The following is a 13,572-nucleotide window of genomic DNA, read 5'->3' on the forward strand; positions in this document are numbered from 1 at the left end:
CCTGCCGTTTTCGCCGACCGGCCTATCCGGACTGTCGATTCACCCCATGGTGAGGCTGTCCGGATCCTGCCGCGCATCCCAAATGCGCACGATCTCCACCGAGCCATTGGCTTCGTCGATTCGGTAGAAGATCAAGAACCACGGGTGATGCAGCACGCTTCGGTAACCTGATCGCCCCACCACCGGACGGCCGCGATAAGGCAGGCTCGCCAACGAAAAAACAGAACCTACCAGCCCCAAACCAAGTCGCTCGGCCGCGGCAGGGCTCTTGGTCGCAAGGAAAGCAACGGCCCGCTCAAGATCGAGTTCGGCTTGCCGGTTAAGACTTACGCTCCAGCCCATTGCCGCACTTTTTGCTCGAGTTGTTCACGAGTGTATTCGCGTGCTCCCTCTTTCTCCAGCGATCGGATGCCTTCATCAAGGGCTGCGAGCATGGCGGGAGTCTCAGAAATGAGCCGCGAGTTGAGCCAGTCGGCGATTTTACCCTGATCCTCCACGCTGAGCTTTTCGATAGCGGCTTCGATCTCAGTGACAGTGCTCATATCGACAGTCGTGGCTCATTTGGCCGGTTCGGGCAAGCCTCCTGCGGGTTCTCATCCCTCACGCGTCCTCCAGCCTCCCCCAATCGAAAATCGAGAATCAAAAATCGAAATTCCTAAAAATGGGGCGACCAACGGGATTGGCTTCGCCTCCGGCTCGTTCCGCTCTCGCGGAATCGACGCTGCGCGTCGCCCCTTCTCCGCTTCGCTTCGTCGAACCCTGCGGGTTCTCATCCCTCGCGGGTCCTCCTGCCCTCCCAATCGAAAATCGAAAATCTCAAAAATGGGGCGACCAACGGGATTCGAACCCGCGACCCCTAGAATCACAATCTAGTGCTCTAACCAACTGAGCTATGGTCGCCATGTGAGGGGGCGGAGAAAATCGGCCCCCATTTCCGCTCTGTCAATGCAGAGTTTTACCGGTTTCCACCGGCTTTTTTCTGCCCAGCCGCCGTTTCAGGCGTCAGGCGAATTTTTGGTCGCTTCCGTGTGCCGCACATCCCGGCCCTTCGCGAGGTAGATCATTTCCTCGGCGATGTTGGAGGCGTGGTCGGCAATACGTTCGATCGATTTGGAGATGAACATGAGCTCCAAGGCCCGACTCGTCGTGGCCGGATTTTCGATCATGTAACTGGTGAGCTCCCGGTAAAGCTGGCGGTTGATGGCGTCGACTTCGGCATCGCGTTTGCAGACGGCGAGGGCCTTGGGCTCGTCTTCCTGCAGGAAGCAGTCGAGCGCATCGCGCAGCATCTCCACTGCGATTCGCGCCATGCGCGGGATGTCCACGTAGGGCTTGATGGAGGGCTCGGCGGCGAGCTTGGCCACGCGACGGGCGATGCTGGTGGCTTCGTCCCCCACCCGCTCCAGATCGTGGCTGGCCTTCATGCCCACGATCACCAGACGCAGCTCGGTCGCGACCGGGGAACGCAGGCTCATGTAGCGCACGGCCTCCTCATCGATCTTCACTTCCAAATCATCCAACTCGTCGTCGGCCGCGGTGACTTGGTCGGCCAGCGAGATGTTGCCCTCCACCAACGCGTCGACCGCCTGGCGCACCTGGCGCACGGCAATCTCTCCCATCAACACGAGTTGGGAGCGGAAGGTTTCGAGTTCGGAATCAAAAAATCGTTTCATACAGGGGACGGCAGGCAGCAAGGAATTCGCAAGTCAGTGGAGACACAAGTCCATCAACCAAATCGACCGGAGACATAAGCTTCGGTCTGCGGATTGCCCGGGTTCATGAAGATGGTCTGGGTGTCGGCGTATTCGATCAACTTGCCGAGGTAGAAGAAAGCGGTGCGATCGGAGCAGCGGGCGGCCTGCTGCATGTTGTGGGTCACGATCACGATGGTGAACTTGGACTTCAGTTCGTGGATGAGCTCCTCGACCTTGGCCGTCGCGATCGGATCGAGCGCCGAGCAGGGCTCGTCCATGAGGATGATCTCCGGCTCGACCGCAATGGCGCGGGCGATGCACAGGCGTTGTTGCTGACCACCCGAGAGACCGAGGCCGCTGGTGTGCAGACGGTCCTTCACTTCATCCCAGAGGGCGGCGCCGCGCAGGGAGCGCTCCACCACTTCGTCGAGGTGGGCCTTGTTGCTCACGCCTTGGAGACGCAGGCCGTAGGTGATGTTCTCGTAGATCGACTTGGGGAAAGGGTTGGACTTCTGGAAGACCATACCGACGCGCTTGCGCAGCTCGATCACGTCGACGTCGGGTTGGTAGATGTCGATGTCGTGGATCTTGATCGAACCATTGGCCACCCGCGCCACATCGATGAGGTCGTTCATGCGGTTGAGGCAGCGCAGCAGGGTCGACTTACCGCAGCCGGACGGACCGATGAACGCCGTCACTTTCTTCTCCGGAATCTGCAGCGAGATATCGTGGAGGGCTTGGCTTTCGCCGTAGAAGAAGTCGACATGGTTGATGTCGATGATCGTGCGATCGGCCGGACCAGGGGTGGACTTGGGCGCGTTTGCCTTGATAGCCGGAGCAGTGGTCGGTCGGGACGACGGGGATTCCATGGTGAGGAGAGAGGGCATGACGTAGGAGCACGTCCCTTACCAGCGGTAGCGGGAACGCAAACGGTTGCGAAGAATAATCGAGGTGGTGGCGATGAGGGCGACGATCGCGAGGAAAACGAAGGCGGTGCCGTATTGGACGCGCTCGGAATACTCGTTTTGCGGGATCTTGGAGCTGACGACGTAGATGTGATACGGCAGCGCCATCACGCCCTGGAAGAGGAAGTCCATGACGTGCTCCACTTCCCACGGCAGCTTGTCGCGAATGACATACGCCGCGGTGAACATGATCGGCGCGGTCTCACCGGCGACGCGGGCGATACCGAGAATCGACGAGGTCAAAATACCCGGCGTGGCATAAGGCAGCACGGCCTTGCGGATGGTCTGCCACTTGGTGGCACCGAGCGCGAGCGAGCCCTCGCGAAAGCCCTTGGGCACCGCTTTGAGCGACTCCTCGGAGGCCGTGATCACCACCGGCAACACCATGAAGGCGAGCGTGAACCAACCGGCCATGAGCGAGACGTTCCACCCGAAGAAGATCACAAACATACCGAAGCCGAAGAGGCCGAAGACGATCGAGGGCACACCTGCCAGATTCAAAATGGCGAGGCGGATCGCCCGCACCACCGGCCCCTGTTTGGCATATTCGTTGAGGTAAATCGCGCTGGCGACGCCGAGCACGAGCGCGATGGTCATGGAACCGATCACGAGCAGAATGGTGCCCACAATGTTGGGGAAAATACCGCCGGCGGAATAGACGTAGGTCTTGGGCTTCAGGTCGGGCGCGGTCGTGCCGCTGGCTTCGGCTTGGGCTTCGAGGCTGGCCCGGAAGTCGCGGTATTCGTCGTCGGCCAACTCGTATTTGTCTCCCTGATACTCGAAGACGTAGAGCGACTTCGGCGCCTCGGTCAGGAACGGCACGTTGATGAAGGGAAACTCCGCCTGAAAGACCGTGCGGGAGCCTTTGATAATGATGTCGCCGAAGACCACAGCACCGGCCAGCAGGATGACGTAAGTGGCGAGACGGAAGACCCAGCCCATGCCGACTTCGGCGCGACGCCGCGCGCTCGGACGAGAGGAAAAGATGTGTCGATGTTTATCGCTCATGGGGAGTCCTCAGCCGATGGAGATACGGTAGCGCTGCACGATCTTCTGCGCGACGTAGTTGATGACGAGGGCGATGAAGAAGAGCAGCATACCCACCACAAAGAGCGCCCGGTAGTGGATGCCCCCCTGCACCACTTCACCCATCTCCTGGGCGATGATGCCGGTCATGGTGTGCACCGGCTGCGTAAAGGCCGCGAGGCCGGTGGAAAAATCAGGAATGGCGATACGATTACCGGCGCACAGCAGCACGACCATCGTCTCACCAATCACGCGGCCGAAACCCAGCAGCACGGCCGAGATGATACCCGATAGCGCCGCCGGCAGGATGATGCGCAGAATCGTCTGCAAGCGCGTGGCGCCGAGCGCGAACGACGCCTCTTTGAAAGCGCGCGGCACGTTCTGCAACGCGTCCTCCGCGAGGGTGAAAATGGTCGGCACCGCGATGAGCGCGAGCAGCACGCCCGCGGTGAGCGCGTTGAGGCGTTCGGCCACCGGGAAGCCCGGCACCCACTCAAGCCAGGACCAGCCAGACATCACGCGCAGGGCCTCGCCCAACACTGCGATACCGAAGAAGCCGAGCACCACCGACGGGATGGCGGAGATGAACTCGATGCAGGGTTTGATGAAGCGTTGCTCCTTCCCGTTCGCGAGTTGGTTCACGTAGATGGCCGCACCAACGCCGAGCGGCACGGCGATGGCCAGCGCCACCATCGAGACCATCAGCGATCCGGTGAAGAGCGGCAGCACGCCATACCAGTCCTGCCAAAAACTCGCAGTCAGCCAGTTGCTCCCGGTGAGGAAACTGGACACAGCCTTCGTGAACGGCACCGGCTCCTGCCAGTCCCATGCCGCCATGGACGCTTCGATGCGCGAAAAGCCGTCACGGTATTGGCGCACCAGCTCCTTGAAGCGTTCGAACCGCGCCGCCAGTTCCGGCGTCGGCAGATCGGGATTCGGCGCCTCCAACACACCATCGAGGGCGGCGGCAAAGTCGGTATTGAGTTCGCGATAAACCGGCAGGAAATCGATCAACACCTGCACCTCGGCACCAAAGTCGATCTCGTCGATCGTGACCTCGGCGGCCTCGGCGGTTTTGCCCTCGGCCAGCAACTGGCGTCGTTCTTCCTCACGGTCGGCATTGATGAGCGCGCGCGTTTTGACCGCCGTGGCGACGTCGCCGAGGTCCATCACGGCGCCGCGCAGCGGCTCGACCGTGTCGCCGAAATCGTAGGAATAATCGTCAAAGGGCATCAGCCGCCGATTGGCGTCGGCCAGCTCCATGCCTTCCACCTGCGTGTAGTGCTGAAACGCCTTGATGCGCAGGTCGAACAGGTAGCGAGTGAGCGCCGTGTGGTCCTCCTCCTGCTGGCGCATGAAGTCGACATACTCGAGTCCCGCTTTGCGGTAGAGCTCGAGGTTGGCGCGGTTCTGACCAAAGAAACCGGCGCCCTCGCGGAAGAGGAAGACCGTGATCAGCCCGAGCACCACGACGGCCACAAACGCGTTGCCACCGAAGAAGGCCTGAATGCACTCGTCGAGCGTGAGCCCGAGGAAGCGGGTGCGGGTCTTGGTGATGGCGAATTTAGGACGGGTCGTGGTATCCATGCAGCGGCGACAGAGGGCGAAGGTTCGCGGGCGGACAAATCAGCAGAGGGTCCCGCCTGACCACCGTCAAGCGGGCCCCTTGTGACAATTGTGCGAAGCTCGGCGCAGGATGCGTGATCAGGCTCAGTTGACCGGCACAAAGCCGATCTGGCCCACGATGGCCTGCCCCTCGGCGCTGAGGGTGAAGTCGACGAAGTTGGCCGCTTCGCCCTCCGGCTCACCGTTGGTGTAGTAAAAGGTCGGACGCGCGTAGGGATAGTCCTTGGACTGCACGGCTTCCTTGGACGGCTTGCTGCCCTCGATATCGACCACGGCGGTGCCGGGCGTGTCGGCGTAAGCCAGACCCACGTAACCGATGCCGTTGGGGTTACCCGCGACCTCGGACGCAATCTGCTCGTTGCCGGCCATCTTCTGGGACGACGGCGCATAATCGCGGCGCTTCATGGCGAGGTCCTTGAAATCCGAATACGTGCCCGAAGCGGTGTTGCGGGTGTAGATGGAGATCGGGCCCGGGTTGCCGCCCACGGCCGACCAATCGGTGATGTCACCGGTGAAGATACGCTCGACCTGACGCTTGGTGAGCGACTTCACGGGATTGTCGGCGTGCACCAGAATGGCGATGCCGTCGTAAGCGACGACGATGGGCTTGAGCGTCACGCCCTTGGCGCGGCCGGCCGACATCTCGGTCGGCTTGGCGCGACGGGAGGACATGCCGATGTTGGCGGTTTCGTCGATCACGGCGGCGATGCCGGTGGACGAACCTTCGGCGGCGATCTCAAAGGACACGCCGGGGTGCTTCGCGCGGTAGGTTTCGGCCAGCATGGGCACGAGCTTCGCGCCGAGCGTATCGGAGCCCTTGATCACGAGCTTCTGGGCAAAGGTCGGGGCCGCGAGCACGGCACCGAGGGCGAGGAGAGAGAGGACTTTTTTCATTTCGAATCCTTAAAGCAAAGAGAGTGGTGGCGGGCTTAGAAGTTAACTTGGAGCTGCGAGCGCACGCCGTCGGCGGACTCGTCGACGTTGCCGCGCTCGGCGGTGCCGTGCACGTAGCCGAACTGGAGTTTCAGGTCGGAGCCCACGATGTAGTAGTTAAAGCCGAGGTAATACTCGGTGAGGTTGTCACCGGTGAGCGAAGCCGGCGCGGAACGCACGCCGTCGGACACCTTGATGCCGCGACCGTCGGAGTCGGTATAGCTGTAACGGCCCACGATTTCGAACTGCTCGGTGATGCCGTAGGAGCCCTGCACCCACACGCCCCACGGGGAGGCGTCGGTGGTGCCGGCGATGCCGTTGTCGATATCGGCGGAGAGGAACTCACCGGAAACTTTCCACGGGCCGCGCTCGGCGTTGGCGTAGAGGTTGAAGACGGTCAGGTCGCTGTCCTCGGTGGGGGTGCGGCCACCTTGGTCGGGCAACAGGCCCACGGCGGCGCCGAGGCGGAAACTGCTCTCGGCATTCACGATCGAGTAACCGGCATCGGCCCAGTAAGCGAAGGTGTTGTTGCTGTCGCTACCGGCAGAGGACGCGCCGCCCGGCCCCTCGGTGCGCTCGGGATTGGTGATGGCCGCGCCCCAGAAGAAACCGCCGGTCTTCTGCTTGCGGGCATTGGGCACGGCGTCGAAGAACACACCCGTGCGATAGGAACCGGCGCCGAGACGACGACCGTTGTTGCCCTCGACAAAGTAGCGGGTGGCACCGGAACGCTCGATGGCGTCGAGGCTGCCGGAGGAGGTCCACTCCTCCATGCCGAAGTTCACCTTGCGCACGCCCACATCGAGGTTGAAGGGCAGCTCACCACCGAGGTTGCCGGTGTATTCGATGAAGGCTTTGTCGAAGTTCTCGCCCGCGAAGTCGTAGACGAGGTTGGCAGACCAGTTGGCACCGACCGAGGCCTTGGCGCCAAAGTAGAGGCGGCGCAGGAAAATGTGACTGGTGTCGGCGACGTTGGCATCGGAACTGAGACCGGCGTATTGCGCCTGGATACGACCGCTGATCGCGAGCGAGTGGGTGGACTTGCCGCCGGAGACGGAGCTGATCACCGCCGCATGGGACTCGGCCGTCAGCTCGGCGCGAATGTCTTCGGCCTCCTGGTCGGTGAGAATGCCCTTGCGCACAAGGACATTGAGCAGGGCCCCACTATCTTGGGCCACAGCGAAGGAGGCGAAACCGCCGAGGAAGGCGCCGAGGAGCGCGACGCGTCGTAACAGGGAGTTAGTCATGGATGTCGAAGGGAAACGTTGCGGTGAGGGTTACGCTGCAACAGCGGACGACATTGCCTGAGTATTGTTACGGTTTCGTGACGGTCGTGTTACGTAGCAGGAACTTCATGCTTTCTGTCACGTTTTTGCCGCCCTTCCGTAACACTTACGCACGTCTGTAACAAATGCGCCCGCGGCACTGTGACGTGGTCGTCACAAAAAAGGCCGCCCCGCATTACGGGACGGCCTTATGGACTTTGGCTAGTGATTAGGAAACTCGGGGCCGCGGCTTATTGGCCCACCGGCACGAAGCCGACCTGCGCAGCGATGCGTTGACCCTCTTCACTCAGGGTGAAGGCGATGAACTCGGCCACGATGCCGGTCGGCTCACCATTGGTGTAATAGAACGTCGGACGGGCGTAGGGATACTCGCCGGAGTTGACGGACTCCGCCTCAGGCAGGTGTCCGTCGATCGTGGCGACCTTCACGCCTGGGGCCTGCGAATAGGCCAGACCGACGTAGCCGATGCCGTTCGGGTTGCCGGCGACCTCGGACGCGATCTGTTCGTTGCCAGCCATTTTCTGGGAGGAAGGAGCGTAGTCGCGCTTGCGCATGGCGAGCGCCTTGAAATCGGAATACGTGCCCGAGGACGTGTTGCGGGTGTAGACCGAAATCTCCCCCGGATTGCCGCCCACCGCGGCCCAGTCGGTCACGGCACCGGTGAAGATCTGCTCCACCTGGCGCTTGCGCAGGTCGCTGATCGGGCTGTCGGCATTCAAGATCACCGCGAGGCCGTCGAAGGCCACAACGTGCTCAGTCATCTCCACGCCCTTGGCGGAAGCGGCGGACATCTCGGTCGGCTTGGCCGAGCGGCTCGACATGCCGATATCGGCCGTGCCGTCGATCACCGCGGCGATGCCGGTGGAGGAACCTTCGGCGGCGATTTCGAAAGAGACCCCGGGGTGACGGGCTTTAAATTCCTCAGCGAGAATCGGGACCAACTTGGCACCGAGCGTATCGGAACCCTTGATCACAATCTTCTGCGCCGAGACCGACGTCACCGCCGCCACGGTGGCCAACATGCAACCCAACAGGAAACGAAGAGGAGTTTTCATCGCGACCAGCGTGAGCGTGGCGGGAAGGGCCGCTCCAGCGTATTCGGTGACAGCCGCGTAACGTTTGCGTGACGGCGTCACCCGGTCGTGACAGCTCCCCTGCCCGCCCGCGGCCGCGCGTGAAGCGGACACAAAAAAGCGGGCCACCGTAGTGGCCCGCTTGATACGAAAGGACGTTAAACGCGCGAGGCTTAGTCGAGCTCGTAGACCTCGACGATCGCGATGCCGGTGGCATCGTTGACGCCGGAGACGACGACCGTGTAAGCGCCCGGGGCGAGCGTCGCGAGCATCGCGGCGTCACCGGTGGCGTTGAGCGGGAAGCCACCAAGCTCAGCGCTGTAAGCGATGGTCTGGGTGCGGACAACCGTGGTGCTGTCGAGCGGAGTGTTCTCACCGGCGCGGTAGAGGGTCAGCTGCGCGGCGGACAGGGTGCCGGACAGACCGAAATCAGCGGCGAGGGTCGGGCCCGCCACGCGGATAAGCAGCGACTGGACCTGGGAACCGTTCACCACGAAACCAGCGGTGAGGGCGGAGTTGCCGGTGCCCACGAAACCGCGGGTGGAGATGTTGACCGGCTTGGAGGTGGAGTTGCGCACGACCGGGGTGGTGACGGTGACGTCGCCAGCCGGATCTTCACCGTTCTCATCGACGAAGACGCCGCGGGAGGAAACGTAGCCAGCGAGGGCGAGGTTGGTCCAACCCTGGATCCAGAGGTTGTTGCCGAAGGCGCCGACGTAGTCGGTCACTTCCGCACCAGCGGCGCTGGCGTCGAACACGGTGGTGGTCCAGATCGGGGAGTTGTCCTTGTCGGCGGAACGCGGATCGAGGAGCTGGGCGAGCGGAGCGCGGGAGACGCCGAGCATCATCGGGTCGGCGATCATGTTGTTGAGCGTCGCGTCGGTGAAGTAGCTGGTGGCGTCGAGGTCGTCCGAGCTACCCGAGGTGCCCCAAGCGGTGGTGGTGTTGGAGTCGGCGTCGTGGCTGAACCAGACGTTGCTCTTGATCTCCGGCATGACGTCGCCGATGTCCTTCTCGATCTCGATGCCGGCCTTGAAGTCGACGAACACGGAGTTCACGAGGTGCACGGTGGCGTTGTCACGCGGGTTGATCGGGGCGGCGGCGCTGGAATCGCCGATGCCGATGGCGGTGAGGTTGGACACCCACACGTTGCCCTTGGGGGTGCCGGCGATCGAAGAGGTTTCGCCATCCCACTCGATGGCCTTGTCGCCGTAGGGCTCTTCGTTGGTCTTCACCTGGACAGTGAAGAGGTATTGCAGGGTGCCGCGGAAGCCGGTGTCGAAGTCGAAGGAGTCGTCACCGCAGAAGGCCGCCACGAGGTGGTCAGGGGAGACGGTGCCACCGAAGAACTCGAAACCGTCGTCGTAGTTGGCGAACACTTCGATGTAGGAGAGGGTCGTGCCGGAACCGACACCACCGCCGGTGAGACCGTTAATCTCGTTACCAGCACCGAGGTCGGCACCACCGTGGCGGATGGAGACGTAGGTCATCACGCCGGAGCTGTCTTCGTCATTGGTGCCACCGAAGGTGATGAGCGGGATTTGGTCGGCGGTGACCGAAAGACCTTCGATCTGGTCGCTGACCGGAGCTTCGGCGGTCTCGCCATCGGCGCGAGAGTTGATCGTAGCGTTGCCGAGCAAGATCACGCCGCCCCAGAGACCCTTACGGTCCGGACCGAGCGAGCCGTCGAGGGGATCGAGTTCGGAGGTGAAGACGATGGGGGCCTCGGCGGTGCCTTCGGCCATGATTTTGGAATCCTTCGTGATGATAAGGGCAGCCGCGCCAGCGCCGGAGCTGACTTCGCCCTTGATGACGGTGCCGGGGTCGATGGTCAGGACCGCTTCGTTGGTCACGAAGACGTAGCCGCTGAGCTTGTATTCATTGTCAGCCGTCCAGTGGGTGTCGGCGGTGATCGAGCCGCTCACGTTCACAGTCGCGGCGTGCAACGAGGCCGCAGCGCTGAGAAGCGCCACGGAAACCAGGGATTTCAGTTTCATGCTGTATTTCTTGGGTTGTGGTGTGTGGAACACAGAGAGGGATGGGAAAGCCCGGCTCACTCGAAGAGGTAGCTGAGCGAAAGGGAGAAGCTGCGACCGGATTGGTAGCGGCTGTAGATGAGGTCACGGTCGGGTAGCCCGATCAGTTTCTCCTTGTCGGAATCGAGGAGATTCTTGGCGCTGAGTTTGAGCTTCCAGCGGGTGCCGAGGCGTTGGCTCAGCACAAAATTGAGGTCCGGGGCCGGCTGTTCGTAGACGTCCGGCATCGGGCCAAACACGACCAGATCGAGACGCTCGCCCACGACGTTGTAGGACAGCGTCGCGGAGGTGCCGGACTCCTCGCGGGAGTAATTGATGTCGGCGTTAAACACGTAAGGCGACTGGCCGAGCAGCTCGCGCTTGTCGGCGGCGTTGGGGTCGTAGGCGCGCAGGATGGACATCTCCGCCTCCGGGATCGTCACCTCGGATTCGATGAAGGTGAGGTTACCGCCCAGCGACCAGCGGCGGAAAGCTTCGCCGAGGAAGGACAGGTCACGACGGAACTCGAACTCGATGCCATAGACCGTGCCCTTCTCCACATTCTGCGGTTGGATCGAACCCACCGCCGGCTGGTAAAGCACCTCGATCGGCTGGCTCATGTCCTTGTAGAAGGCGCTCACCGCGACGGTCTCGCCCTTGCCCGGGAACCACTCCCAACGCAGGTCAAAATTATCGATGACGGTGAGTTCGAGGTCGGCGTTGCCGAGGTAAACGTCGCCGGTGAACACGTCGGCGTAACGGATGTCGGAGAGTTCCTTGTAGGTCGGACGCGCGATGGTGCGGCCGTAGGCGGCGCGCCAGTTCATGCGTTTGGTCTGCGCCCACACGAAATTGATCGCGGGGAGGAAATTGTCGTCATCGACGATGCCGGTCTTCGGCGTCAGGCCCGGCACCTCCACCGGCGTGGTCACGATCTCGGTGCTCTCGTAACGCGCGCCGAAGACGCTGCGCCAGCGCTCGCTGATCTGGTAATCGAGCATCGCATACACCGCGCTGATGTCTTGTTCGCCGATGTATTTGTTGGGCTCCTGCTGACGCGAAATCGTGTTGCCGAAGGTCACGCCATTGGCGTCGCGGTCGATGATGCCGACTGCCCCCGGGAACGCTTCGACGGCGTCGCGGGTGCGGGCGGAGCGAAAGTATTGGAAGCGCTGTTCGTCGTAATCGCGCTCGTTGCTCGAGGCCATGCCACCGAACTTGAGGCGCGACTCGTAACCGCCGAAGTGCAACGGCACGGTGATGTCGATGCCGCCTTCGGTCGCCTCCTCAGTGAGCTCGCGGAAGTAACGGTCGGGCTGCACGCCGGTGGCGTTGACCGGATTGCCGTCGAGGTCGTAGAGGGCGTTGAGGGTGCGGTAGTCGGGCTGGTCCTGCGTGCTCTCGGACTGCGAGAGGCGCCACTCAATCTCGGTTTCGCCGAGGCCCATGAAGAGGCTCTTGCCCTGCAACTGCGCCGAGGCGACGGAGCGCTCGGTCCGGAGCAGATCGTAGATTTCGTAGATCGCGCCGCCGTAGTTGAAGACCTCCTCGCCGACACCGCGCTTGACGGTGTCATCCACGCTCTCGTTGTAGACCAAATCGAGGCTGACCTCGTGATCGATCGTCGGGCGCACCGCCAGCTTGATGAGGCCACCCTGGGCATCCGAAATCGTGCTCGAGGTCACGCCAAACTGGGGCGTTCCCGCCGGCGCGAGGGTCGGATCGAAGGAGAGCAGATCCGCGTCGGAAGTGAGCAGATAACGCAGCACGACGTTGTCGGGCGTGCCGGTGAAGCGGCCGATCACGCCGTCGTCGTAATGGCTGTAGGAGCGGCTCTTGTTGAAGCTGCCGGTGATGCCGAAGAGGCCTTGGTCACCGAACTCGAAGCTGTTACCGGCGGCTACGCTGAGGCTCGTCGTCGGCTGACCGCGACGCTCGTAGGGATAAAACGGAGTAGTGAAAAGCTTCGTCGCCGCATCGAGCTGCTCGGCCGGCTCAAAGTTGCCAAACAAGTCGGCTTGAATCTCGGCAGAAACGCGATTCGGGAAGGTTTCCGGCAAGCCATCCGGCACCCGGCCCATGTTGCCCTGCGAGGCGAGAATCTGCTCGTCGTAAACGTTGCTATTGCCGCCCGAGGCGATGGAAGCGGTGAAGAAGAAATGGTCGGGGAACGACTTGGTCTTCAGGTTGACGCTACCGCCGGAAAACGCCCCCGGTTGATCGGGCGTGAACGACTTGGTGGTGACGACGCTTTCGATGATGTCGGTCGGAAACTGGTCCATCTGCACCGCACGTTTGTCGGGGTCGGCGCTGGGCACCGAGACGCCGTTCATGAGGGTGTTGGAGTAACGGTCACCGAGACCGCGGATGAGCACGTATTTGCCGTCCACGACGGACGCGCCGGTCACCTTGCTGAGCGCTTCGGCGGCATCGCCGGCCCCAAGGCGGGAAAACTGATCGCTGCCGATGGCGTCGCTGATGGTGGCCGCCTTCTGGCGCGCCACGAGCAGACCGATATCGGAGGATTGCACCACGTCGGCGGAGACGGTGAACGCCTCCATCTTCACCACGTCGCTGCCCATCGCCGCCAACGGAATGTCGAGACGCAGGGTTTCGCCCGCACTGATGCTCAGGTCCGTGATGTTGGCCGCTTGGTAACCCTCTTTGATGACCGACAGCGTGTAGGTGCCCACCGGCAGATCGGAGAGCACGTAAGCACCCGCGAGATCGGTGGTGGCAACAGCGCCGGTTTCGACGACGGTCACCTCGGTCCAGGACACCCCGAACCCGGTGCCTTCGTCGATCACTCGACCGGACACAGCACCAGTCGCGCCCGATTGGGCATGCGCGGCGGCAACCAAGACCAGCGCCCCGGCGAGGGCGGCGAAAGAACGAAGGATGTATCGGGCGCCCAAACGACGCGGGATGCGTGACATGCGACCGACACCGCCATG

11 protein-coding genes and 1 tRNA gene are annotated in these 13,572 nt (G+C 62.4%); all 12 read right to left on the reverse strand.

The window, feature by feature from the left end; all coding sequences use genetic code 11:
• Positions 1 to 39: 39 nt before the first annotated feature.
• The 12 genes from K1X11_RS06935 to K1X11_RS06990 all read right to left on the reverse strand — a co-directional run bounded on the left by K1X11_RS06935 (position 40) and on the right by K1X11_RS06990 (position 13,554).
• Complete coding sequence (locus tag K1X11_RS06935; protein ID WP_221031008.1) at positions 40 to 342, reverse strand: type II toxin-antitoxin system RelE/ParE family toxin; 303 nt, start codon at positions 340 to 342, stop codon at positions 40 to 42.
• The gene (locus K1X11_RS06940) at positions 327 to 542 is read right to left on the reverse strand and encodes a hypothetical protein (RefSeq protein WP_221031009.1); all 216 of its coding nucleotides are present in this window, start codon (positions 540 to 542) and stop codon (positions 327 to 329) included. The genes K1X11_RS06935 and K1X11_RS06940 overlap by 16 nt, the downstream gene beginning before the upstream one ends.
• Positions 543 to 823: 281 nt before the next feature.
• Positions 824 to 900 (reverse strand) — tRNA-His (locus K1X11_RS06945).
• Between the two features lie 95 nt (positions 901 to 995).
• Positions 996 to 1,673: a phosphate signaling complex protein PhoU gene (phoU, locus tag K1X11_RS06950; RefSeq protein WP_221031010.1), complete on the reverse strand. Its 678-nt coding sequence runs from the start codon at positions 1,671 to 1,673 to the stop codon at positions 996 to 998.
• A gap of 53 nt (positions 1,674 to 1,726) precedes the next feature.
• Positions 1,727 to 2,581, reverse strand: a complete 855-nt coding sequence (pstB, locus tag K1X11_RS06955) for a phosphate ABC transporter ATP-binding protein PstB (RefSeq protein WP_225919422.1) — start codon at positions 2,579 to 2,581, stop codon at positions 1,727 to 1,729.
• Positions 2,582 to 2,599: 18 nt separating this feature from the next.
• On the reverse strand, positions 2,600 to 3,667 hold the full coding sequence (pstA, locus tag K1X11_RS06960) for a phosphate ABC transporter permease PstA (protein WP_221031011.1): 1,068 nt from the start codon (positions 3,665 to 3,667) through the stop codon (positions 2,600 to 2,602).
• Positions 3,668 to 3,676: 9 nt separating this feature from the next.
• Positions 3,677 to 5,272 (reverse strand): phosphate ABC transporter permease subunit PstC, encoded by a 1,596-nt coding sequence (pstC, locus tag K1X11_RS06965; RefSeq protein WP_221031012.1) that lies wholly within the window; start codon positions 5,270 to 5,272, stop codon positions 3,677 to 3,679.
• Between the two features lie 123 nt (positions 5,273 to 5,395).
• The gene (locus K1X11_RS06970) at positions 5,396 to 6,205 is read right to left on the reverse strand and encodes a phosphate ABC transporter substrate-binding protein (RefSeq protein WP_221031013.1); all 810 of its coding nucleotides are present in this window, start codon (positions 6,203 to 6,205) and stop codon (positions 5,396 to 5,398) included.
• A gap of 35 nt (positions 6,206 to 6,240) precedes the next feature.
• Positions 6,241 to 7,491 carry a porin gene (locus K1X11_RS06975; protein WP_221031014.1) on the reverse strand — a complete coding sequence of 417 codons (1,251 nt, stop codon included), beginning with the start codon at positions 7,489 to 7,491 and terminating at the stop codon, positions 6,241 to 6,243.
• A gap of 269 nt (positions 7,492 to 7,760) precedes the next feature.
• On the reverse strand, positions 7,761 to 8,585 hold the full coding sequence (locus K1X11_RS06980; protein ID WP_225919423.1) for a phosphate ABC transporter substrate-binding protein: 825 nt from the start codon (positions 8,583 to 8,585) through the stop codon (positions 7,761 to 7,763).
• Between the two features lie 191 nt (positions 8,586 to 8,776).
• Positions 8,777 to 10,600: a hypothetical protein gene (locus K1X11_RS06985; protein ID WP_221031015.1), complete on the reverse strand. Its 1,824-nt coding sequence runs from the start codon at positions 10,598 to 10,600 to the stop codon at positions 8,777 to 8,779.
• Between the two features lie 56 nt (positions 10,601 to 10,656).
• Positions 10,657 to 13,554, reverse strand: coding sequence for a TonB-dependent receptor (locus K1X11_RS06990; protein ID WP_221031016.1), 2,898 nt, complete (start codon positions 13,552 to 13,554; stop codon positions 10,657 to 10,659).
• Between the last annotated feature and the right edge of the window lie 18 nt (positions 13,555 to 13,572).

This window comes from Actomonas aquatica, assembly GCF_019679435.2.
GTDB classification, from domain to species: Bacteria; Verrucomicrobiota; Verrucomicrobiia; order Opitutales; family Opitutaceae; genus Actomonas; species Actomonas aquatica.